At 56.6% G+C, this 20960-nt stretch carries 25 protein-coding genes; 22 read left to right on the forward strand and 3 right to left on the reverse strand.

Features of this window, described 5'->3' with window-relative positions; translation table 11 throughout:
• The first annotated feature begins 271 nt into the window (after window positions 1-271).
• From ACOYW0_RS17215 to ACOYW0_RS17240, 6 genes are all read left to right on the forward strand, one after another.
• Window positions 272-1525, forward strand: coding sequence for an O-antigen ligase family protein (locus ACOYW0_RS17215; RefSeq protein ID WP_482415046.1), 1254 nt, complete (start codon window positions 272-274; stop codon window positions 1523-1525).
• Window positions 1526-1620: 95 nt separating this feature from the next.
• A complete protein-coding gene (locus tag ACOYW0_RS17220) occupies window positions 1621-2724 on the forward strand; it encodes a glycosyltransferase family 4 protein (RefSeq protein WP_482415047.1) in 1104 nt (367 codons plus the stop codon).
• Window positions 2725-2800: 76 nt separating this feature from the next.
• On the forward strand, window positions 2801-3595 hold the full coding sequence (locus ACOYW0_RS17225) for a glycosyltransferase (protein WP_482415048.1): 795 nt from the start codon (window positions 2801-2803) through the stop codon (window positions 3593-3595).
• Window positions 3596-3697: 102 nt separating this feature from the next.
• Window positions 3698-4255, forward strand: a complete 558-nt coding sequence (locus tag ACOYW0_RS17230; protein WP_482415049.1) for an acyltransferase — start codon at window positions 3698-3700, stop codon at window positions 4253-4255.
• 160 nt (window positions 4256-4415) lie between these two features.
• Window positions 4416-5234: a class I SAM-dependent methyltransferase gene (locus tag ACOYW0_RS17235; protein ID WP_482415050.1), complete on the forward strand. Its 819-nt coding sequence runs from the start codon at window positions 4416-4418 to the stop codon at window positions 5232-5234.
• 70 nt (window positions 5235-5304) lie between these two features.
• Entirely contained in the window at window positions 5305-6339 is a 1035-nt protein-coding gene (locus ACOYW0_RS17240) for a glycosyltransferase family 9 protein (protein ID WP_482415051.1), read from the forward strand.
• On the opposite strand, the gene ACOYW0_RS17245 is transcribed toward ACOYW0_RS17240, so the two are convergent.
• The 3 genes from ACOYW0_RS17245 to ACOYW0_RS17255 all read right to left on the reverse strand — a co-directional run bounded on the left by ACOYW0_RS17245 (window position 6308) and on the right by ACOYW0_RS17255 (window position 9417).
• On the reverse strand, window positions 6308-7102 hold the full coding sequence (locus ACOYW0_RS17245; protein ID WP_482415052.1) for a glycosyltransferase family 2 protein: 795 nt from the start codon (window positions 7100-7102) through the stop codon (window positions 6308-6310). The genes ACOYW0_RS17240 and ACOYW0_RS17245 overlap by 32 nt on opposite strands.
• A gap of 86 nt (window positions 7103-7188) precedes the next feature.
• Window positions 7189-7941 (reverse strand): 3-deoxy-manno-octulosonate cytidylyltransferase, encoded by a 753-nt coding sequence (gene kdsB / locus ACOYW0_RS17250; protein ID WP_482415053.1) that lies wholly within the window; start codon window positions 7939-7941, stop codon window positions 7189-7191.
• A 207-nt stretch (window positions 7942-8148) separates the two neighbouring features.
• Window positions 8149-9417 carry a 3-deoxy-D-manno-octulosonic acid transferase gene (locus ACOYW0_RS17255; protein ID WP_482415054.1) on the reverse strand — a complete coding sequence of 423 codons (1269 nt, stop codon included), beginning with the start codon at window positions 9415-9417 and terminating at the stop codon, window positions 8149-8151.
• Window positions 9418-9742: 325 nt separating this feature from the next.
• On the opposite strand from ACOYW0_RS17255, the gene ACOYW0_RS17260 reads away from it, so the two are divergent.
• The 16 genes from ACOYW0_RS17260 (at window position 9743) to ACOYW0_RS17335 (ending at window position 20922) form a co-directional block, all read left to right on the forward strand.
• Window positions 9743-9913, forward strand: a complete 171-nt coding sequence (locus tag ACOYW0_RS17260) for a Trm112 family protein (RefSeq protein ID WP_092207376.1) — start codon at window positions 9743-9745, stop codon at window positions 9911-9913.
• Window positions 9914-9931: 18 nt separating this feature from the next.
• Entirely contained in the window at window positions 9932-10450 is a 519-nt protein-coding gene (locus ACOYW0_RS17265) for a DUF4416 family protein (RefSeq protein WP_482415055.1), read from the forward strand.
• 7 nt (window positions 10451-10457) lie between these two features.
• Window positions 10458-11339, forward strand: coding sequence for a YicC/YloC family endoribonuclease (locus ACOYW0_RS17270; RefSeq protein WP_482415056.1), 882 nt, complete (start codon window positions 10458-10460; stop codon window positions 11337-11339).
• Window positions 11340-11431: 92 nt separating this feature from the next.
• Complete coding sequence (locus ACOYW0_RS17275) at window positions 11432-11707, forward strand: DUF370 domain-containing protein (protein ID WP_092208119.1); 276 nt, start codon at window positions 11432-11434, stop codon at window positions 11705-11707.
• An 18-nt stretch (window positions 11708-11725) separates the two neighbouring features.
• Window positions 11726-12301: a guanylate kinase gene (gene gmk / locus ACOYW0_RS17280; protein ID WP_482415057.1), complete on the forward strand. Its 576-nt coding sequence runs from the start codon at window positions 11726-11728 to the stop codon at window positions 12299-12301.
• Window positions 12301-13080 (forward strand): 23S rRNA (guanosine(2251)-2'-O)-methyltransferase RlmB, encoded by a 780-nt coding sequence (gene rlmB / locus ACOYW0_RS17285; protein ID WP_482415058.1) that lies wholly within the window; start codon window positions 12301-12303, stop codon window positions 13078-13080. The genes gmk and rlmB overlap by 1 nt, the downstream gene beginning before the upstream one ends.
• A 233-nt stretch (window positions 13081-13313) precedes the next feature.
• A complete protein-coding gene (locus ACOYW0_RS17290; protein WP_482415059.1) occupies window positions 13314-14135 on the forward strand; it encodes a phosphoribosyltransferase family protein in 822 nt (273 codons plus the stop codon).
• A gap of 20 nt (window positions 14136-14155) precedes the next feature.
• Window positions 14156-14962, forward strand: a complete 807-nt coding sequence (locus ACOYW0_RS17295; RefSeq protein ID WP_482415060.1) for a carbon-nitrogen family hydrolase — start codon at window positions 14156-14158, stop codon at window positions 14960-14962.
• Window positions 14963-15044: 82 nt separating this feature from the next.
• On the forward strand, window positions 15045-15806 hold the full coding sequence (gene pgeF, locus ACOYW0_RS17300) for a peptidoglycan editing factor PgeF (protein WP_482415061.1): 762 nt from the start codon (window positions 15045-15047) through the stop codon (window positions 15804-15806).
• Window positions 15807-15830: 24 nt separating this feature from the next.
• Window positions 15831-16625, forward strand: coding sequence for a dihydroorotate dehydrogenase electron transfer subunit (locus ACOYW0_RS17305; protein WP_482415062.1), 795 nt, complete (start codon window positions 15831-15833; stop codon window positions 16623-16625).
• Window positions 16603-17691, forward strand: coding sequence for a selenide, water dikinase SelD (selD, locus tag ACOYW0_RS17310; protein WP_482415063.1), 1089 nt, complete (start codon window positions 16603-16605; stop codon window positions 17689-17691). Before ACOYW0_RS17305 ends, selD begins: the two co-directional genes overlap by 23 nt.
• A gap of 240 nt (window positions 17692-17931) precedes the next feature.
• A complete protein-coding gene (locus tag ACOYW0_RS17315; protein ID WP_180136817.1) occupies window positions 17932-18150 on the forward strand; it encodes an AtpZ/AtpI family protein in 219 nt (72 codons plus the stop codon).
• A 17-nt stretch (window positions 18151-18167) separates the two neighbouring features.
• Window positions 18168-18554: an ATP synthase subunit I gene (locus tag ACOYW0_RS17320; RefSeq protein WP_482415064.1), complete on the forward strand. Its 387-nt coding sequence runs from the start codon at window positions 18168-18170 to the stop codon at window positions 18552-18554.
• Window positions 18555-18556: 2 nt separating this feature from the next.
• Window positions 18557-19249, forward strand: a complete 693-nt coding sequence (gene atpB / locus ACOYW0_RS17325; RefSeq protein ID WP_482415065.1) for a F0F1 ATP synthase subunit A — start codon at window positions 18557-18559, stop codon at window positions 19247-19249.
• Between the two features lie 94 nt (window positions 19250-19343).
• Window positions 19344-19616, forward strand: a complete 273-nt coding sequence (gene atpE, locus ACOYW0_RS17330; RefSeq protein WP_092207350.1) for an ATP synthase F0 subunit C — start codon at window positions 19344-19346, stop codon at window positions 19614-19616.
• A gap of 529 nt (window positions 19617-20145) precedes the next feature.
• Entirely contained in the window at window positions 20146-20922 is a 777-nt protein-coding gene (locus ACOYW0_RS17335) for an FHA domain-containing protein (RefSeq protein ID WP_482415066.1), read from the forward strand.
• The last annotated feature ends 38 nt before the right edge of the window (window positions 20923-20960 follow it).

Here is a 20960-nt window from a genome sequence, read left to right on the forward strand (position 1 = left end):
ACATTGCGGTTTCGGGCGGGTTGACGCAGCTTTGGTGACCACCAGGGTTTGGTTGGGGCTGTTTGGATCGGATATCAAGGACGGAAGAGATCGCTCCACGGGACCAGAATGTTTCAAAAATAAGCGTTGCCTCGTTTTCGCGACGCCCCTTTTCATATGCCCTTCCATGATGTGCCGGCAATAACCTTATGTTTTCGCAATGCATAAAAAACAACGTCATGCGTTCAGGCTTTTCTGATGGCATGTTTTGATGATTCTTCAGGAGCGGTGTGTGGAAGAACAGGGCTCTATCGTAGTAAATCGACGAGAAATATGGGGCGGATATTTGGACAAGGCGACATTCGGGCTTGCCATTCTTTTTTGTCTCTTTGTGTTCCTCTCCAAGGCTGCCATGAACTCTTTGGGAGGGCTGCTGCTTTTGATGGGGCTTGTCTCTGCAGGGATAAACAGGCAGCCTCTTTTAACCGAAAATAAGTATCTTTCCTTTTTCCTTATCCCCATTGGGGTAGGAGCCGTCACGGCCCTGTTTTCAATTTCAGGCGGACTGGCTTCCGTGGCTTCGTTTTTAAACGACATGAAATTCTTTTTTCTTCCCATTGTCCTTGCCAGTGCGATCCGGGATGAAAAGAGATTTGGATGGCTTTTGGGGGCGGTGCTTCTCTCGGGTGTGGTGGCTGTGTCTTGGGGGATGGCAGACCCAGGACAACGTGTGTTTGGGTTGTTTCATGGCAGGCATGCCGTCGGGCGTACCGCAGACATGCTGATGGTCGCTATCCTGGGCATTGTGGTCTATCTTGGAAACGGATCCTTCAGGCGAAAGATAGGCCCGGTGTGGGTTGCTGTTTTGGTCTGCATCGGGGGGCTGCTTTTCTGGGGGATGATCATGACCGCCATTCGGGGGGCCTGGCTGGGTGTTATCTTGGGACTTGGGGTGTATGCTTTGCTGTTTAATCGCAAGTGCCTTATTGCAGGTGTTGTCCTGGTGGTGATCGCCTGCAGCATCGGCCCTGCAGGTAAGGTGATTACGGAGTTCAAGTCCATCGGGGATACCACCTCCAACCATTCGAATCTTGCCAGGCTCCAGTTGTGGCGTGCTGGGCTGGATTTTTCCAAACAGCATCTGTTCCTGGGGGCCGGCCGGGAGAAGATCGACGAGCAGTTTAAGGCCTTTTACGCCTCACAGTCCGAGGCCTATCAAAAAAAATATTCATTGAGCAATACGTATCCTGGAAATTTTCACAACAGCTACATCCAGCTGTTGGCTGAATGTGGGTTGCTCTTTTTTTTGGTTTTTTCTGTGTGTGGTGTTTTGATATTCTATCAACTTATCCGGGGCCTGGCCTGGGTTCCCCCAGAACAAGCCGTATATGTGCAGGCCGCTATTTCCGGAGGGGCTGGTTTTCTGGCGAGCCAGTTTTTCCATGGTGAGCTTGTTTCGTACGGCGGGATATTACTTGTCTTGGTTCTTTTCGGTGGCTTGATGGTTGCCCGGAATACGGAGCACCGGGTGAATTCGGCCATATAAGATGGCGGTATAATACCATGGCGGGTACCGTTTGTATTGCGGCCTGTCGGGTGATGCGTTCATCGTAATGGATTTAAGGATACGGAGTGTTTCGTATGAACCAACATATTCTTCAGTTGTGCCTGTCTCCAGATTTGGGAGGCCTTGAACTTTATGCCTTGAGGCTTTCTACTTTCCTTGCTCCCGAGGTGAATCTGACCTGCATTGTGTCGGAGGCGGGGCGGTTGAAAGGGGCCTTTGACAAAGCGGGGGTGCCGTGTATTTCCCTTCGGAAGCCGCCCAAGCTCCTGCCGTTTCGTACTGCCAGGAAAATTGCGGGTATCATTGACGCAGAGGACATTGACGTCATCCATATCCACTGGACAAAGGATATCCCCATTGCCGTGTTGGCCAAGCTTTTTTCCCGGAAAAAACCAAAGCTGGTGCAGTCCCGGCACATGACCATGACCCGCTTCAAAGGGGATGTGTACCATAAGTTTTTGTACAAGCACATGGACATGATGATTGCGGTTACCCGGCAGGTCCAGAAGCAGATCGAGGCGTATGTCCCCTCTGGCGTGAGGCCCGCGGTGGAGACTCACTATATTGGAGCCAAAACACCTCAGCCCATTGATGAAGACCGGAAACAGGCGCTGCGTGCACAGTATGCCTTAGGGGCTTCGTTTACCGTGGGGGTGGTTGCCCGGATCGAGGAGGGCAAGGGACAGTATCTTCTCATTGATGCCGTAAAACGGTTGAAGCAACAGGGGGTGGAGATCAAGGCCCTTCTTGTGGGGGACGCCATGGAGGCGTCGTATCTTGAAGATCTCAAGGCAGACTTGAAGCGAGACGGACTGGAGTCGAATATCGTGTTTACCGGGTTTGTGACCAACGTGCAGGAGCTCATGCAGACCTGTGATGTGGTGGTGTTGCCTCCGGAGGAGGAGACCTTCGGCATGGTTCTCATTGAAGCCATGAAGTGCGGTGTTGCCGTCATCGGGAGTAATCGCGGAGGTCCCCTTGAGATCATTGAGGATCGCCGGTCCGGGCTGTTATTCGAGAGTCTGGACAGCCGGGACCTGGCCGACAAAATCGGATATCTTTACACCCATGGTGAGGAGAGGGGGCAGATCGCCCAGGAGGGCCGGCAGCGGGCCTGTGATTGTTTTGATGAGCAGACTCAATTTCAGGAAATGCTGGGGGTTTTGACCTCGCTGTGACGTCGGCCGGTCGGAAGATATACTTCGGAGGGTCCCGACCTTAGGCAAAATACGTTTTTTATGTTGTGGAAAAACAATGAACATTACATTGATAATTTCTGTTTACAACCGAGCTGATTTTCTCGACATAGTTCTGTCGTCTGTGTTGCGGCAAAGGGATACAAATTTTGAAGTTGTTGTGGCTGAAGACGGAAGCAATGCCGCCATCAAAGAGGTCGTGGATTCTTACAGGGTGCGATCATCGGTTTCAATAACGCATCTTACCCAAAGGGATCACGGGTTTCGAAAGTGCAGGATTCTCAACAAAGCGGTGGCCGTTGCGACAGGGAAATTCCTGGTATTTATCGACGGGGATTGCGCATTGCACCCTCGGTTTATTTCGGAGTATGCAAAGCGCTGCAAAAAAGATGTCTGCCTTTTCGGTCGCCGGGTGATGCTGGGTAAGTCATTTACGGACAGACTCCTGAATGGGATTTTGGGCATGGGGCAGGTGAACCTGCCGTCCATTGTATGTTCCGACAGCAAGCGAAAGGAAAACGCAATCTGGCTGCCGTTTCGACTGTCCATTCGCAAGCATGGTATTGTGGGTTCCAATTTTTGTGTCTCAAGGGAAAAACTGCTTCAAATCAATGGGTTCGATGAAGATTTTGAAAGTGCGTGTATCGGGGAGGATACCGATATTGAGCGCCGGTTGAGGCTTGTGGGGGTTCGTTTTATGTCCACCAAGTTCAACACCGTTCAGTATCACCTCCACCATCCGATGACGGACAGAAACGAATCCTATAGCAAGAGTTTTGGAGTTTATTCAGGAAAATTGAAACAGAATTCCCACTGGTGCGTCAATGGGATAAAAAAAAGAGAGTTGCCATAGCCTGTCTCCATACTGCAGGTGGTTTTCCTTTGGATCAATTTTGTGGTTTGATCGACAGGGCGTCTGGGTTGCCTTTCAATTCAAGCTGGTGGAGCATGAAAGATGATGTTGAATAAGATTTTGTTCTACGTTCGAAACAAAGTGCGGATCAGGGGAAATCACGTTGTACGCATCGACAGGGCGGCTCGCGTTAGGCGGTGCTTTATTTCCATCAAGGGGCAGAACAACAGGTTGGTCATCCACAAAGGGGCCAGTATCCGTGATACGTTTTTGGAGATTGTCGGAAATGATTGTTCCATCGTGATCGGTGAAAATTGCCGAATCGGCCATAAGTGTTACCTGTCCGCCAAGGAGAATGGTATCTCCATTACAGTCGATAAAAATACATCGTTTTCACGCAATGTAAAAATCATGACAAGTGACGGTCACAATGTTATTCAGGACAGCCGACGAATCAATCCTGCCAAAAGCATCGCTATCGGAGAACATGTCTGGATTGCCGACGGGGGTACGGTGTTGAAAGGGGGGGGGGTTGGGGATCATTCGATCATCGGACTGCATTCTGTGGTCACACGGGTCATAGGATCACATAAAGTCGCGGTGGGAAACCCTGCGGTGGAAATCAAGGATGGAGTCACGTGGTGTGAAGAGTTGACATAGGATGTGTAACCAAACGTTGGGCGAGGTTTTTCAGGTCGTTCACCAACGATAAGGCAATCGGCCTTTTTTGTCTTGGTATGGATGGTTGCCTTGTAAGATCTTCGTTGATTGAGTCTCTTATTCGCTAACTTGTTATTGTGGTGGTATGTGGAGATGAAACATGAAACGTATGGTTTATGAAGGCATCAGCAGATATGTAGCGGATTACCTCAATACGCTGGATAAATTGAAAAACGCCGTTGTTTTGGATATTCCGGCGGGTGACGGGCGGTCCAGCGCGATCATGAAGGAAAAAGGGGCCACCGTCCTTGCATTTGATCTTTTTCCGTCATTCATGGAAGCGGAGGGCATCAAAACAGAGTTTGCGGACATGTCAGATGGAATCCCCCTTGGCAACCACGAAGCGGATCTGGTTCTCTGCCAGGAAGGTCTTGAGCATATTCCGGATCACATGAAGCTGTTTCGGGAATTCAACAGGTTGTTGAAACCCGGGGGGCTTTTGGTGATGACCGTGCCGAACAAGTCCTGTCTGGTGGGGCGATTCACCTCCCTAATCCATGAAGGGGAGACCTTGCGAAACATGCCTCCGTCCGAAGTGGACAGTATCTGGCACTCGGAAGGGAGCGACCAGATTTACTACGGTCACCTCTTTACGCCCACCGCCCACAGCCTGAGGACCATCTCTTCATTGAATGGTTTTGATATTGTTGAACGGGTTCCATGCCAGAAGAGCAAGTCGTCCATGGCTCTTTTGCCCTTGGTTGGGCCATTTGTTTACCTTCTTTCGACCTATGCTTTTGTCAGGAACTGTTTTAGGTGGAAGCACGACAAGTCTGCCCTCAAGCTGTTCTGGAATCAATACGCCCTTAACCTGTCACCCAAGACATTGCTGAACAAGCATACGTTTTGGGTTCTGGAAAAAAAACAAGAAGCCGATGAATCCAGAAAACGTATCGCAGCGCATTACAAGAGACGTTGACTGACTGTTTAATTTTAGATGGTTAAGTGGCTGCTCAAAATTTATACCTGTCAGGTGTCCGGAATTGTACATGAAAAAAATCCTTGTGGTACGCAATGACAAAATTGGTGATTTTATGCTGGCGTGGCCGAGTTTTGCCATGCTTAAAGCATCCCTTCCGGAGTGCCGGATCGTAGCGCTGGTGCCAAGGTACACGGCGGACCTGGCGCGATTGTGTCCGTGGATCGATGATGTGATCATCGATCCTACCAAAAAGGGAAGCAACGCTGACCAGGCGAAGGTAGTCAAAGAGCTTAAGGCCCACCGGTTCGACGCATCCATCAACCTGTTTTCCACGACCTACAATGCCCTTCTCGTGCGGAAGGCGGGCATCCCGTATCGCCTGGCGCCGGCCACCAAGCTGGCCCAGATTCTCTATACCCATCGCCTGAGGCAGCGCCGATCCCGATCGGAAAAGCCCGAGTTTCAGTACAATCTGGATTTGATCCGCCGTTTTCTTGTCGACCTGGGGCAACCTGCGGTGGAGGTCCGGCCTCCTTATGTGGCGTTGCCCGAAAAGCAGGTCGCTTTTCAGCGCGGGGTGCTTGCCGAGCAGCTTTCTATTTCACTGGAAAAACCGTGGGTGTTTGTGCATGCAGGCTCCGGCGGGTCAGCCAACAACCTCTCTTTAGGGCAGTATGCGGAGCTGATCTGCGGACTTCCTTCCCATTGCGAGGTGGTGCTGACGGCTGGCCCGGGGGAAGAGGACAATGCCCGGAGGTTGCTTGCCATGGTTGAAGAACGTGGACGGCGCGCGGTGTTGTATGACAAAAACGAGGGGTTGGTGGATTTTACGACGTCCATCGCCTGTGCGGCACTCTTTCTTGCCGGGTCCACGGGGCCCCTTCACATTGCCGGGGCCTTGGATGTTCCCACTGTGGGATTTTTCCCCCGGCGGCGCTCCTCAACCCCCTTGCGATGGATGCCCCTCAACTCGGAGGGGCGGCACCTGGCCTTTTGTCCGCCCGAAGGCGGCGGGGCGGAAGGTGAGACAGACATGGGCCGCATTGATATTCGTGAGACCCTGTTAACGATCAATCCCTGGGCATCTGATTTTGTCGCATGATCCACAAGTGGGCGTATTTCACGAAGGTGGAATGCGCCGACAGCAGGGAGAGCAAAAATCCCTGTTTGCCGTCCAGGAATCCTACCTTGAGAACGTACATCTTTAAAAAACAGCCCAGGGCGTGCAGGATGCCCTGGGAGATGCTTCCTTTTTTTCCTCGCGATTCCCGCTGCTCAGCCCACGCCTTTGCGTATCCCGCCGATTTGACCAGATAGTGGTGCAGGTCCTTGTAAGTGTAGTGAATGGCATCCCCTGACAGGTCCTTCACAGTCATGTCATCGGTGAGCTCCACCTTTTCGTGGACCAGGGAATCGTCATAGCGAGTGAGGCCGGTGGGGTAGAGCCGCACCACCCGGTCCGGGTACCAGCCGCAATGCCGAATATAACGCCCGAATACCCAGCTCAGGCGGGAGATGCGAAAGACCTTTGCAGGGTCGTTGGCCGCAACGGCCGCCTGGATGCTGGCGCGAAGTTCCGGGGTGATCCGTTCGTCCGCATCCAGCCAGAGGACATAGTCTGATTTGACGTGGCTCTGGGCCATGCGGCGCTGTGGGCCGAAGCCGGGCCACTGGGCGTTGACGAAGAATCGGTCGGTAAACTGCCTGGCCACCTCCTCGGTGGCGTCGGTGCTGCCCGAGTCGAGGATGACGATCTCATCGACCCATCCCTCAACGGTTTTCAGGCAGGCGGACAGGTTGTCCGCTTCATTTTTAACGATGACCGCAACGGCAAGGGTAGGGGTTGTTCGGGATTGTTCAGGCATGTGGTGGTTTCACTTTGTGTGCTCGGTTCAAATTGAATGGCGCAACCTCCGGTGAGGTTGACCTTTGCTGTCGATCTACCGGGTTTTTATTGGTCTGGTGTGTGTGCGAGGAGCTGCTCCACGATGGGGATATCGTCGGGATGATCCACGCCCACGCTTTGATGGCGGGTGATACCCACGTGCATGGGAATGCCGTTTTCAAGGAGTCGGAGCTGTTCGAGCTTTTCCACCTGTTCCAGGGTCCCCTGGGGAAGGGTTGCGAATACCTCCAGGGTCTTCATACGGAAGGCGTAGAGTCCAACGTGTCCCAGGTACCCGTCAAAGGCGTCGTCACGGGGATAGGGGATGGGTGACCTTGAGAAGTAGAGGGCGCGGTGCGCTTCATCGGTGACCACCTTGACGCGGTTGGGGTTTGTTGCCTCCTCCGGTGAGATGGGCGTGGCCAGGGTGGTGACCCGGATGGCGGGGTCTGTGAAAAAGGGCGCCGTGAGCTCAGTGAGCATGTCCGGGGCAAGGACTGGCTCGTCACCCTGGATATTGACGATGACGGCGTGTTCGGGGGCGTTGATGATCCTGGCCGCCTCAAGGACGCGGTCGGTTCCGCTTCGGTGGGCTGACGAGGTCATTACCACGGGCACGCCGACTGTTTTGGCCGCGTCATATATACGGTTGTCGTCGGTGGCCAAAAGGACGCGACTGATGGACGGGCAGCTTGAGGCCCGTTCGTAGACGCGCTGGAACATGGGTTTTCCGGCGATGGGGGCCAGGGGTTTGCCTGGGAACCGGGAGGAGTCGTAGCGTGCCGGAATGATGCCGATACAGGGAATGGATGAGGGCATGGAGGACTCTTTTATTCATAGGTTAACATGGTGACGTGACCGCCGTGGTTGCGCCCGTGGATAAAGGCACATTTGCCGCGTGTTGCAGTGTCACCCGGCGTTTTTTGCTTGTCGTGGCTTCTGCACGGATGCCGCCTTGGCTGCTGTGACATATTTGGTGGGCGACAGTATATCACCCATGCCTGACCAGGTGAAGGGGCATGCTCTTTACATGGCAGCCAGTCGGATGAGGTGTCTGCAGGTGGCCCTGGTGCCCCCTCGGCGGCCGGCGATGAGTTCCTGAAAGCGTTCTAAGGTTTTTTTGCGCTCCTGGCAGAGCCCGGCAAGGCGCACCAGCTGTGTTGCGGCCTCGTCGGCGGTCTCGCAGGTGATTAAAAGGCCCGCCTGTTCGAGGTCGTCCCCCACCCACGAGAAGTTGCTGAAGGATGGTCCCATGACGGGGATGAGGCCTGCGGCAAGGGGTTCCAGCATGTTCTGCCCGCCCAGGTCGGCAAAGCTGCCGCCCACAAAAGCGCTGTGGGCCGAGGCAAAGGCCGCCCCCATCTCACCGAACCGGTCCCAGACAACGAGACGGGTGTTCGCATCCAAAGACGGGCAGCAAGAGCGCTTGACAGGGGCAAGGGAATCGTTTTCCAGGTTTCGGCATAAGGGCCCTACCCTCTCCATATGGCGTGGGAACCAGGCAATAAGGGCACTTTTGTCACGCTCAAGGAGTCCCCGGCACATCTCTGCAACCACCTGCTCTTCTTCTTCCCGAACCGAGGCCAGAAGGTAGATGGTGCGTCCTTCGGCCCCGGGAAACAGGTTGGAGGCCGGAGCCTCAGGGGCACCAGTTTCTGCGAATCTGTCGAATTTGATGTTGGGGATTACTTCCACCGGGGTGGCTGGAAAGAGCGCTTTCAGCCTGTCTGCGTCTCCGTCTGAGATGGCCGAGATGAAATCGGGGGCAAGTGGAGCCAAAAGGCCTTTAAATCGTGCATAGCCCTTGAAACTTGAGGGGGTGAGCCGGCCGTTGACAACAGAAATGGCCGTGCCGGTTTTTTTGGCCGCGGCCAGCATGCCCGGCCAGAGTTCCAGTTCCACAAGGACGAGGAGGCGCGGTGCTACCTGTTGAAACGCTTTGTTCATAAGGCTTGGTGCGTCCAAGGGGGCATAGCATGCGGTGACATGTGTCGCGTTGGCCCTCGTCAGCTCCTTTTCAAGGACCTCAAGGCCTTGCCGGGTGTGGGTGGTGATGAGGATGCGGGGGGGCTCGTCTCCGGACAGCTCGGTTGCCAGTTCAGCGGCAATGTAGGACTCTCCAGCGGATGCCGCATGGATCCAGATATCCGAGGGCGTGAGCCGGTTTTCCGAGAGGGTCCGCTGGGGGTGGCCCTCTTTGAGGCGCTTGTGGTTTCGGGTCAGGGGCACGACGGCCTTCCAGAGGAGGTTGTATGCCGAAAGGACAAGGCCTGTGGTGAATCGAGAGAGGGTCATATGGAGCCGACTCCGGGGTGGCGGCAACAGGGGGCTGCGCTCACCGGAAAAGGGGTTTTAAGGATATAACAAACCAGTCATGATAGGAGATGCGCCCGGGTGTGTCAATTTAAATGGGAATTGCATGGGGTTGACCCATCTGATATAGATAGACATTTGTAGGAAAAGGGCGGGCGCCTCGGCCTGAAATTATCGCGGGGCCTGATTTTGTACCGCCCGGATCTTCCCAGATACGAGCCATTAAGCCTTGTGTCCCACAGGCCGTGTGCTGAGCGGTGTTTTGTGGGCATCAATAAAAATAGACACATTTGGATTGGATAATCACATGACGATTTCTCAGGAACTGATCGACATTCTGGCATGCCCGAAGTGCAAAGAGAAGGTGGAACTCAATGAGGCCGGAGACGGCCTGGTGTGCGGGGCCTGCAAGCTCGTGTATGAAATCCGGGACGGCATCCCCGTGATGCTGGCCGAAGAGGCCAAGCCCCTTTCATAGGTCATGCGGCCCACAGAGATGTTGCCCGCAAAGCTGGTGATCGGCGTGCTGACAGAGGAGAGCGGCTTGTTGCTCCACGTCGCTTCGGCCCTGGTGGATCGGTTCGGTCCTGTGGATATGGTGAGCCCGTGGATGCCGTTCAGCAGCACCTCCTACTACAAAGCCGAGATGGGAGGGCCCCTTTTCCGGCGGGTATTCTCCTTTGCCCGGCCCGTGGGCCAGGATACCCTGGTCGAGATCAAGGGCCTTACCAACGCCCTGGAAGACGATTTTTCAATTCAAGCAAGGCGGAGAGTCAATATCGATCCCGGGCTTCTTTTAAACGCCCGGTTCCTGCTGGCCACGGCCAAGGATCATGCCCACAGGGTCTGCATCGGCAAGGGAATCTATGCGGATCTGACCCTGGTATACAGGGCCGGTGCGTTTCGCCCGCTGCCCTGGACATTTCCCGACTACACCGAGCCGTTGATGATTGATTTTTTGACGGATGTCCGCAGGCGCTACGACGCCTTGCTTCATCACACACTTAAGGAATGAATGCCCCATGGTTAAAAGCATGACCGCCTATGCCCGGGCGGAAAAAATGGACGGCAGTGTGACCGCTGAAGTGGAACTTCGCAGTTACAACAGCCGTTTTCTGGATACCCACATCAAAGTTCCCCACGGCTACAGCCGGTTTGAAGAGAAGGTGCGCGGGGTGATCGCGTCTCGCCTGGAGCGAGGCCGGGTGGAAGCCCGTGTGACGATCCGAAATGAAGCCGATGACGCCATCGCCTTTGAAGCGGACACGGCCAAGGCCCGCGCCTATGGCCTGGCCCTGAAGGAGGCGGCCGAGGCCGCCGGCATTGAGGCGACTGTTACCCTGGACCAGCTTCTGCACATCAATGGCCTGGTGGTGCCCAAGGAGATGGAGACCGACTACGATCATCACTGGCAGGTGGTGGAGGCGTGCCTGACGGAAGCCCTGTCCGGGCTGGATGCCATGCGGGCCAAGGAGGGGGACTTTCTGGCCGACGACTTGAAAGAGCGCCTGAATACCGTGGAGGGTTCCCTGGACACCATCGAAGAGGGTGCCGGTGCCCTGCCTGCCATCTATCGGGAGCGCCTTATGGACCGTATCGCCACCCTCTGCGGCGGTGCCGTGGAAGTGGACGAGGCGCGCATTGCCCAGGAGGCAGCCCTTCTGGCCGACCGAAGCGATATTTCCGAGGAGATCACCCGGTCCCGGAGCCACATCGTGCAGTTTCGCTCCATCATGGCCGGAGACGAAGAGGCGGGCCGGAAGCTCAACTTCCTTCTCCAGGAGTTCAACCGGGAGTTCAACACCATGGGCTCAAAGATCGGCAAAGCCGAGATTGCCCATATCATTGTAAAGGTGAAGTCCGAACTCGAAAAGATGCGCGAGCAGGTCCAGAACATCGAGTAGGGCCGAGCTGCGTCGGTTGACAACGTGTTGGCGGGTGGCCCGGGGCATAAAGGCCCTGGCGCCCGCAACCCTTATACCCTTTGGAAATGATTATGGAACAGCAGGCGTTATTGAATATCGGTTTCGGGAGCAGCGTGGTGGCAGAACGCGTCATCGCCATCGTCTCTCCCAACTCAGCCCCCATGAAGCGGTTGAAGGACGATGCCAAGGATGACAAGCGGCTGGTGGATGCCACCCACGGCAGGCGGACCCGTTCCATCATCGTGATGGACAGCAACCACGTTATCCTTTCGGCCATTCAGGCGGAAACCATCTCCCAGCGCTACGCCCAGCTCAGGGACGGTGGGAAAGAGGAGAAGGCCGAGTAGGCCCTCTCAGGAGAGATTTTGAAACGACGAGGCAATATCTATATCGTATCGGCGCCCTCGGGTGCCGGAAAGTCCACTTTGTGCCGGGAGCTCCTCAAGGCCTACCCCGACATCACCTACTCCATTTCCCACACCACCCGGGCTCTCCGCGGGGGCGAGGAGAATGGGAAAGATTACCACTTCATCACCCGTGAGGCCTTTGAAGAGCGTATCGAAAAAGGGCTCATGGCCGAGTGGGCCGAGGTGCACGGCAACTATTACGGCACCTCCCTGGAGACCCTGGAGGACACAGTGGCCAAAGGCGTTGACGTGCTTCTGGACATTGACGTGCAGGGGGCAAGGCAGATGTGTGAATCGCTCCCTGAGTGCGTGACCATTTTTATCATGCCTCCGTCTGTGGACGAGCTTCGGGCGCGCCTTGAAAAGCGCGGGACCGATTCCCGTGAGACCATCGAAAAGCGCATGAATAATGCCGTGGGCGAGATGGATCAGCGTGACTTTTACAGCCACGTGATCGTTAACGACGATCTGAATGAAGCCGTGGCCGCCTTTGTTTCCGTGGTGAAGAGCTGTCGTGACGGGGTGGCCTCCTGATGAAGCACGGGAAACAGACGAAGCAGGGCAAGGTTCGGAAACCCTCGGCTGATTTGCTGTACGGTATCAACCCGGTCATGGAGGCCCTGAAGGCCGGCAGGCGCCAGGTTCGCCGGCTGATCCTGGCTTCGGGTCGGCGGGACCGGCGGGTGGATGCCCTGGAGTCCCTTGCCCGTGACGCGGGCGTACCGGTGGAGCGGGTGGACCCCGAGACCCTGAAGGGACTGTGCGGAACCCGCCAGCATCAGGGGGCGGCCCTTGACGCCGGTGCCCTTCCTGGCATGGCCCCAGACGACCTGGTTCGCATTGCGGAAAAAAAAGGGGAGGTCCCCTTTCTCGTGCTGCTGGACAGCATTGAGGATCCCCGGAACCTGGGGGCCATCGTGCGCACAGCCCATTGCGCCGGGGCCCACGGGGTGGTGGTGCCCAAAGATCGCTCGGCCCAGCTTACCGCCCTTGTGTCCAAGGCATCGGCAGGGGCCTTGGAGCATATGCCGGTGGCCGTGGTGACCAACCTGGCCAAGGCCATGGAGGAACTCAAGGCCGAAGGGCTCTGGTTCGCAGGGCTCGATGCCGACGGGGACAGCACCCTTTTCGGCGGAGATTTTTCAGCGCCCCTGGGCATTGTTGTGGGCAGCGAAGGCAAGGGGCTTCGTCCCCTTGTGAGAAAAGGGTGTGATTTTATCGTCTCCATTCCCCTGAAAGGGGAGGTGGACTCCCTCAACGCCTCGGTGGCAGCCTCCCTCGTGATGTACGAGGTGGTACGCCAGCGAGGCTGAGCAGGAAGGCAACTGAATCGTGATGGCGGGCTTGACAAACAGGCTTGAATAAACAGACTCAGGCCTGCCAGAATCAAAGGCGAATGCGTTTTTCCCCGAGGAACGAGGGGGAAAGCGCATTCGCAATTTGCTTTCGAGGTGGCACACCTCGCCGCCGGAGGCATCGGTTTTGTTTTTTTGGGGAGCGTGGTTGACCCGACTTTAACCATAGACGTCACGTTTCAGGGGGCTGGATGAGGTTGCGGTGGGTTTCGGCAGTGGCGCTGTTGGTGAGGCGCCTGGTGTACCCTCCCCGGTGTCGGGTCTGCGGGGTGCTGCTTCCCTGGGAGGGGCCCGCAATTACCCCAGTCTCTGGGGAAGACGACCTGGCCGATGTGTTCAACGGAGCGATGTCCAGTGTGATGTGTGCGGCCTGCAGAGCCGGAGCCCAGGAACCCTCGGGGCAGCGGTGCTCGGCTTGTGGCGAGCCCCTTCCAGGGGTCGTCGCCGATCCTCCCTTGTGCGGGGCCTGCATGGACCCGAGTCGTCCCCTGACGCGTATGACGGCCCTGTATCTTTACGACGGTGGCCCGGCCCTGGCTGTTCAGGCCTTGAAGTACAAAAACAAGCGAGCATTGGCGCCCCCCATGGGGCGCCTTCTTTTTGCCCGGGCCCTTTGTACGTATCTGGACGGGGACTTAAAAAGGTGGGATATTGATCTTGTGGTTCCTGTGCCCCTGCATGGGAAACGCCTGAGAAAACGCGGGTTCAATCAGTCGTCTCTTCTTGTGGATCCTTTTGAAGGCAGGGACGGCATTCAGGTCTGCCACCGCCTGCTGCGCCGCAAGCGGCCCACCGTATCTCAGGCCGGGCTGTCCCGAAGGGCTCGCCTGTCCAATGTGAGGGGGGCCTTTGAGCTGGCACCCGGTGCATCGGCCAGGGGCAAGAGGGTGCTTCTGGTGGACGATGTCTTCACCACCGGCTCCACCCTGACAGCCTGCGCCGCCCTGTTAAAAAAGCACGGGGCCGCCGAGGTCTCAGCCCTGGTTTTTGCCAGGCGGGACATGACACGTTAACGGTTTAAGGAGCGATTGAGATGAACCCATCGGTTGTGGTCGGGGTTGTGCAGTTTGATGTGGTGGAAGGGGGGCTTGAGGCCAACCTCACGCGGGCCTTTCAGGGGCTGATGAAACTGGCCGAGGCAGGGTGCCACCTGGCGGTGCTTCCTGAGATGTGGAGCTGCGGATTCGATAACGAAAACTTGGGAACCATGGCCAGTGAGACCCCGGAGATCCTGGCACGCCTCCAAGCCTTTGCCGCACGGGAGAACATGGTGGTGGCAGGCTCTCTGCCCGAAGAGGCGGACGGAGCGGTGGTCAACACCCTGTACGCGGTGGATCGGGACGGGGAGATAAAGGGGGCGTATCGCAAACTTCATCTTTTTTCCCCCACCGGGGAGGATCTCCATTTTGCCGCCGGCAGCGAGGCTGTGGTGGCCGAGACCTCCATCGGTCGCCTGGGGCTCATGGTCTGTTATGACCTGCGGTTTCCTGAACTGGCGCGGGGGTTGGTTCTGGATGGCGCCGAGATCCTCGTGGTCCCGGCCCAGTGGCCGGCGGCGCGCCTTGTGCACTGGGAGACGCTCCTCAAGGCCCGGGCCATGGAGAACCAATGCTTCGTGGTGGGGGCCAACCGGGTGGGGCGCTCCGGAAACCTTATTTACAAAGGTGCCTCCCAGGTGGTGTCGCCCCTGGGGGATGAACTGGCCCACGGGGGGAGTGCGGACGGCGAGGTGGTTGCGCTTATGGACCGGAAGGTCATGGTCTCTGCCCGGGAGCACGTCCCTTGCCTTGAAGAACGGCGCCCCATGTGTTACAGCAGGCGATTGACAGAAAGAGCATGATGGTGCGGGGCATGGGTTTTCAGCGACGGGGTCTCCGCACGCCGGCATGTGACAAACCCCCGTCGATACAGGGGAGGTCTCCATGGAGCGAAGGTGTTCAGGCGAACTGGTTTACGATTGTTTTCCCGCCCTTTCCAGGGTGTCCTGGCTTTTTCACGGCTGTTTTACGCGCAAGGGCGGGGTGAGTACCGGTCCCTTTCAGGGCCTCAACGCCGGGGTTTCTTCCGGTGATGACGGTGAGGCTGTGGCCGCCAACCGCCAGGCGATTCTGCAGGAGAGTGGCGGCAGCGAGCTGGTGGTGCTCTCCCAGGTCCACGGAAACGCCGTTCATGTTCACGCCGGATCGGAGCTCGGGCCGGTGGAGGCCGACGCCGTGGTGACGGACCGTCCAGGTGCCATGCTCACCATCCTCACCGCCGACTGCCAGGCCGTGGTCCTTGCCGACCCCGTCAGGAAGGTGGTGGCCAATGCCCATGCGGGATGGCGCGGCAGCGTGGCAGGCGTTCTGTCCGCCACTGTCTCAGTGATGACAGACCGGTTCGGGTGCCGCCCGGAAGACCTGCTGGCAGGCATCGGGCCGTCCCTGGGGCCCTGCTGTGCAGAGTTCGTCCATTACAAAACAGAGCTGCCGCGGTCCTTTTGCACCCATCGGGTGGGGTTCAACCATTTTGATTTCTGGGCCATCAGCCGGGATCAGCTCTGCGATGCCGGCCTTTCGGCGTCGAATATAGCCGCTGCCCAGTGTTGCACCCGATGTGACGAGGAACATTACTATTCGTACCGGCGGAATCATACAACCGGCCGGATGGCCACGGTGATCGGCATCAAACCGTCGGCCCCATAAAGACGATCGACAATTAATGGAATCATGATGAAACTTAGCGATTGCACCCTGCTATGGAACCGGGAAGTAAGCCCCGGATACTATCACATGGGCCTTGAGGCCCCGGCGCGCTACACCGAAGCCGCGCCCGGACAGTTCGTGATGCTCAAGGCGGAAAAGGGAGGCACCTTGCTGCGACGGCCTTTTTCCATCCATGACGTCACAACACAAGGGGACAAGACCGTTGTCACCCTCCTTTACAAAGTGGTGGGCCCCAACACCCGGGTCTACGCCGGGATGAAGGACGGGGACGTCCTCAGCATGCTCGGTCCCCTGGGCAACAGGTTCACCGAGCCCCAGGCCGGGGAGACCACCTTTCTTGCCGGGGGCGGCATCGGCATTGCGCCCATGCTGCTGCTGGCCAGGCGCATTCTCGCAAAGGGGGGATCGCCTTCGGACCACACGGTCTTTATCGGTGGGCGCAGCCGGGAGGATGTCCTGGCCGAAGAGGCCTTCCGTGAGCTCGGGCTCCCTGTTGTGGTGACCACAGACGACGGCTCGGCTGGAGAAAAAGGGCGGATTACAGCGCCCATGGCGCGTCTTTTAAGCGAAAAAAATCCGGCCAAGGTCTATGCTTGCGGTCCCCATCCCATGCTGGTGGGTGTTGCGGATCTCATGGACGGTCACGACGCTCTGTGTGAGCTCTCCCTGGAGATCATCATGGCCTGCGGCATGGGGGCCTGCATGGGCTGCGTGGTGGAATCCAGCGACGAGGACGCGCCGTACCGCCATGTCTGTATCGACGGGCCGGTGTTTGATGCCCGCACCATCAAGGTGTAGGCAAGGAGGGGTTGTGACGGACAGATTGCAGAACATACGCCTCACCGAAAAGGTGAAGGCGGCCGGTTGAGCGGCCAAGGTGGATCCAGGGGTCCTGGATCGCGTGGTCAAAGGGTTGAAGGTGACCCGTCCCCCCGAGCTTCTCGTGGGGGTGGACGGGGCCGATGACGCTGGCGTGTATCAACTCAGCGAGGAAACGGCGCTGATCCAGACCCTTGATTTTCTGACGCCGGTCACCGATTCCCCTTACGACTTTGGCCGCATTGCAGCGGCCAACTCCCTGAGTGACGTGTACGCCATGGGGGGAAGGCCGCTGACGGCCATGAACATCGTCTGTTTTCCCACAGACTCCCTGCCCGAAGAGGTGCTGGCCGAGACCCTTGCAGGGGGCCTTGAGACCATCCATGAATCCGGCGCCTGCCTGGTGGGCGGACACAGTGTGGACGACGCCGAGTTCAAATACGGCTTGTCCGTCACCGGCGTGGTGCACCCCAAACGCCTTCTGACCAATGGCGGGGCGTGCACCGGAGATGCCCTTATCCTCACCAAGCCCCTGGGCAGCGGCTTGCTGTCCACGGCCATCAAGGGGCAGGTGGCCGGAGCCGAGGCGTCGCGCCGTCTCGTGGAGGTGTGCGCCGCCTTGAACAAGTCGGCGGCCGAGGCCCTTGACACCTTTCACCCTACGGCCTGCACCGATGTGACGGGGTTTGGCTTTGCAGGGCACGCCCTGGAGATGGCACGGGGAGCGAAAAAACGGTTGGTGGTGTCTGTCTCTTCCCTTCCGGTGATGGAAGGGGCTCTGGAGTATGCGGAGATGGGGCTCCTGCCTGCCGGAGCATACCGGAACAGAGAGTTCTGCGGCACGTCGGTGGAGGTCTTTCCTTCGGTGCCCCGCAGCCTTGCGGATCTGATCTTTGACCCCCAGACCTCCGGGGGGCTTCTGGTGGCCCTGCCGGCATCCGAGGCCGAACCCTGTCTGGCTGTCATGAAAGGGCTGGGCGTGGAGGCTGCCGTAGTGGGTGAGGTGGCCGGTGAATCGAGCTGTGGATCGGTGGAGTGCATTTGAGGAATCGGGGTGGCAAGGGAGAGAAGGAATCCCCTGTGGCCCCCTGATTTGGTGCGTTTACCGGTAGGCGGTGTGTTGCGGATGTGCCTGAATGTCTCATGGGTTGCGTGATATAAGTCTTTAAAAACTATGACGTTCAGTGCTCTTTGGAATTGACTTTCAGCAATTCGCATGATAGGTGAGTCAAGGCTGAGTTGACTTCCGTAATGCCTTGTGTTGCGGGTTCGAGGAAGGAACACTGTGAACAAAGAGATTGCTCAGATCCTCAAGGAGTTATCGTATTACAGCAGTCTGGGTCTTCAGGTTGCCATTTCGATACTGCTGGGTGTCGGCGTAGGGATTTTTCTGGATCGCTTTTTCGGAACGACCCCCGTGCTGATGCTTGTCTTCCTCGTTTTGGGTATTGCTGCCGCATTTCGGAATCTTCTTCTTGCGGTCAAAAGAAGCAAAAAACTGTAGGCGAATGGGAGATCTACATGGGGGTGCAGCAGAAAATATTGGGGTTCGTTACACGGGCCAATTGGGTGCTTCTTGCCCTGGCTGCTGTGATGGGACCCATTTTTTTTTCTGCTGACGTGGCCATGGGCCTCACCTGCGGCGCCCTCATCGTAACAGTCAATTTCCATCTCCTTGCCCGTACCCTGGAAAAGGGGCTCAGGCCCAGGAAGCTTGCGTCGAGGAATGTGATCCTGGCAAAGTACTATGTCAGGTTTTTGATAAGTGCGGTACTAATCTTTTTTCTCATTTCAAAGCACCTTGTGGATCCGCTGGGGCTCATTCTCGGACTCTCTGTGGTCGTGGTGAGTGTCACCCTGGCAACGGTGTGCGAACTGATGAAACTCATCTTTAAGGAGGCGGTGTAAGGATGGCACATCCCTTTTTGTTCCTGGTTGATTTCTTTGACGTCAATGGGGCTCTTTATCATTTTGCTCACAAGTATCCCCATGTGATGTACACGTGGCTGGTGATGCTCCTGCTTGCGGGAATCGGTTTTGTTGCGGCTCGCAAGCCCGCCCTGATCCCCACCAAGGGGCAGAACTTCTTCGAAATCGTCATCGGCGGACTGGAAGATTTCCTCGTCGAGACGGTGGGGGAGGAGGGCCGCTGGTTTACCCCCCTTGCAGCCACCATTTTCATTTTTATTTTTGTTTCCAACCTCATTGGTCTGGTGCCGGGTTTCTTCCCGCCCACGGCGACCCTGAACACAACCGGCGCCTGTGCCCTGGTGGTGTTCTGCTTCACCCACTTCATCGGCGTGAAGTATCACGGGGCCAAGTACGTGAAGCACTTCATGGGCCCCGTCTGGTGGATGGTTCCCCTCATCATGCCCATTGAGATCATTGGTCACCTGGCCAGGGTACTCTCCCTCTCGTTCCGTCTTTTCGGCAACATGATGGGTCACGAGCTGGTCCTGGGGATCCTCTTTATGCTGGCCGGCCTTTACTTTGCCCCGCTGCCCATCATGGCCCTGGGGATCTTTGTTGCCTTTGTTCAGGCCTTCGTGTTTTTCCTGCTCTCCATTATTTACTTTCAGGGCTCTCTGGAACACGCACACTGATCGGCATCGCACACTGTTTTTGGATTACACGGCTTACACATTGGGATAATGGAAGAAGCCGAATATCAATACACTCTACATTAAGGAGAAACAAATGGAAGCATTACAGTTCTTCGTGGTCAGCTCTTTTTCTGCAGCACTTGCCATCGCCATCGCAGCTTTCGGATGTGGCATCGGCCAGGGTATGGGTCTCAAAGCCGCCGTTGAAGGGATCGCAAGAAACCCCGAATCTTCCGGTAAAGTAACTGTAACCATGCTCATCGGTCTTGCCATGATCGAATCACTCTGTATCTACGCTCTGGTTATCGCGCTGATCCTTATCTACGCGCATCCCCAGGCTGCAGCCATCGCAGGTCTCCTCGGATAATTCCGGGCAACCTCGTTGTCTCTGAGTACATTCAGGGCCGGATCGTTGATACAACGATCCGGCCCTTTTTTATTGTTTTTTGCCGGTGGAACGAGTCAGCTTGCCTCCGGCGGCCAGGTTTTTTGATAAAAGCTGGGCCAAAGACTTTTGGGTTGGCTCGTTACGTCCAAGGCAGTGGATGCACCAATCTCAGTGGCGCAACCGGATGTTTGTCAGACCCAAGCCATAAAATCGGGAAAAGGTTGGCCCCCGGCAGAGATGCCTGAGTCAGCCATGAATTCAATGGCTGCTTGCGCTTTGCTATTGAAAACAGGCGCTTTGATTGTCTCGGAAAGATCCCTTGACCCTCAGAAAGCCAATCATATATAGTATGAAAGTTAAGGGCATGGTATCGGTAAGGTCACGGAGCCTTCCGGGCATGCTCCCTTTTTTATCGGGCTCATCTGTTTTTTGATTGTCCTGCTATCCAACCATTCCATCGCAACCCGTGTTCCGGCGAAGCGGTGTTGTTACTCTGGAGTTCTGGCCCATGCCGTTCCTGATATTGAAATACCAGGGAAAAATGATCCGGCAATATACCGTGGAGTATGGTCGCCCCTTATCCATCGGTCGCAATGAGAAGAACGATGTCATCATCGGCAACCTGGCCGTCTCCGGCTTTCATGCCCGTGTGGAGTTCCATGAGAACAACGTGGTCGTATCGGACCTTGAGAGCAAGAACGGAACATACGTCAACGGAAATCGCATCAAAAAGGCGGTGTTGACAAATGGCGATGAGTTGGGGGTGGGTAAGCACCAGCTCCTCTTCTCCGAACACCGGGCCGATGTTACCTTCCAGGAGACACCCCTGACGGCCACCAAGGCAGGCAGCCTTGATGTGACCATGGCCATCGATACCTCGGAGCTGAAAAATGGCAGGCAAAAGGAGTTGAAGGGTGTTTCGGCAAAGCCCCTGCCCATCCTGGTGTTTAAGAAGGGAGGCAAGGGACGCATCGAGCTGGAGGGACGCTATACCCGCATGGGAAATGCCCGATCAAACGAGGTGGTGGTCAAAGGGTTTTTCGTGGGAAAGCGTGCGGCCACCGTGGTTCGACGTGACGACGGGTATTACCTGAACCACGTCTCCGGCCTCATCAAGCCCAGGCTCAACGGGGTGAAGGTGGGCAAGGAGCCTGTGAAACTGACCCACGGAGACACGGTCTCCCTCGGGCAATCCAATTTGCGGTTTCTCTCCAAGGTGCGCATGCGAAAGGTGGATGGTTCAGGTGACGACGACGCCCTGGATGCATCGGTTACCCAGGCCTGACCTCCAGGCGTCATTGCGGTATCGCTTTTTTAAGCCGC

Source organism: Desulfoluna sp. HI9BLuna (genome assembly GCF_056829775.1).

Excerpts from the sequence above, each read along its gene's own strand:
- ACOYW0_RS17220 (WP_482415047.1), top strand. The coding sequence starts at position 1,621 with ATGAACCAACATATTCTTCAGTTGTGCCTGTCTCCAGATTTGGGAGGC.
- ACOYW0_RS17225 (WP_482415048.1), top strand. The coding sequence starts at position 2,801 with ATGAACATTACATTGATAATTTCTGTTTACAACCGAGCTGATTTTCTC.
- ACOYW0_RS17230 (WP_482415049.1), top strand. The coding sequence starts at position 3,698 with ATGATGTTGAATAAGATTTTGTTCTACGTTCGAAACAAAGTGCGGATC.
- ACOYW0_RS17235 (WP_482415050.1), top strand. The coding sequence starts at position 4,416 with ATGAAACGTATGGTTTATGAAGGCATCAGCAGATATGTAGCGGATTAC.
- ACOYW0_RS17240 (WP_482415051.1), top strand. The coding sequence starts at position 5,305 with ATGAAAAAAATCCTTGTGGTACGCAATGACAAAATTGGTGATTTTATG.
- ACOYW0_RS17245 (WP_482415052.1), bottom strand. The coding sequence starts at position 7,102 with ATGCCTGAACAATCCCGAACAACCCCTACCCTTGCCGTTGCGGTCATC.
- kdsB (WP_482415053.1), bottom strand. The coding sequence starts at position 7,941 with ATGCCCTCATCCATTCCCTGTATCGGCATCATTCCGGCACGCTACGAC.
- ACOYW0_RS17255 (WP_482415054.1), bottom strand. The coding sequence starts at position 9,417 with ATGACCCTCTCTCGATTCACCACAGGCCTTGTCCTTTCGGCATACAAC.
- ACOYW0_RS17260 (WP_092207376.1), top strand. The coding sequence starts at position 9,743 with ATGACGATTTCTCAGGAACTGATCGACATTCTGGCATGCCCGAAGTGC.
- ACOYW0_RS17265 (WP_482415055.1), top strand. The coding sequence starts at position 9,932 with ATGTTGCCCGCAAAGCTGGTGATCGGCGTGCTGACAGAGGAGAGCGGC.
- ACOYW0_RS17270 (WP_482415056.1), top strand. The coding sequence starts at position 10,458 with ATGGTTAAAAGCATGACCGCCTATGCCCGGGCGGAAAAAATGGACGGC.
- ACOYW0_RS17275 (WP_092208119.1), top strand. The coding sequence starts at position 11,432 with ATGGAACAGCAGGCGTTATTGAATATCGGTTTCGGGAGCAGCGTGGTG.
- rlmB (WP_482415058.1), top strand. The coding sequence starts at position 12,301 with ATGAAGCACGGGAAACAGACGAAGCAGGGCAAGGTTCGGAAACCCTCG.
- ACOYW0_RS17290 (WP_482415059.1), top strand. The coding sequence starts at position 13,314 with ATGAGGTTGCGGTGGGTTTCGGCAGTGGCGCTGTTGGTGAGGCGCCTG.
- ACOYW0_RS17295 (WP_482415060.1), top strand. The coding sequence starts at position 14,156 with ATGAACCCATCGGTTGTGGTCGGGGTTGTGCAGTTTGATGTGGTGGAA.
- pgeF (WP_482415061.1), top strand. The coding sequence starts at position 15,045 with ATGGAGCGAAGGTGTTCAGGCGAACTGGTTTACGATTGTTTTCCCGCC.
- ACOYW0_RS17305 (WP_482415062.1), top strand. The coding sequence starts at position 15,831 with ATGATGAAACTTAGCGATTGCACCCTGCTATGGAACCGGGAAGTAAGC.
- ACOYW0_RS17320 (WP_482415064.1), top strand. The coding sequence starts at position 18,168 with ATGGGGGTGCAGCAGAAAATATTGGGGTTCGTTACACGGGCCAATTGG.
- atpB (WP_482415065.1), top strand. The coding sequence starts at position 18,557 with ATGGCACATCCCTTTTTGTTCCTGGTTGATTTCTTTGACGTCAATGGG.
- atpE (WP_092207350.1), top strand. The coding sequence starts at position 19,344 with ATGGAAGCATTACAGTTCTTCGTGGTCAGCTCTTTTTCTGCAGCACTT.
- ACOYW0_RS17335 (WP_482415066.1), top strand. The coding sequence starts at position 20,146 with ATGCCGTTCCTGATATTGAAATACCAGGGAAAAATGATCCGGCAATAT.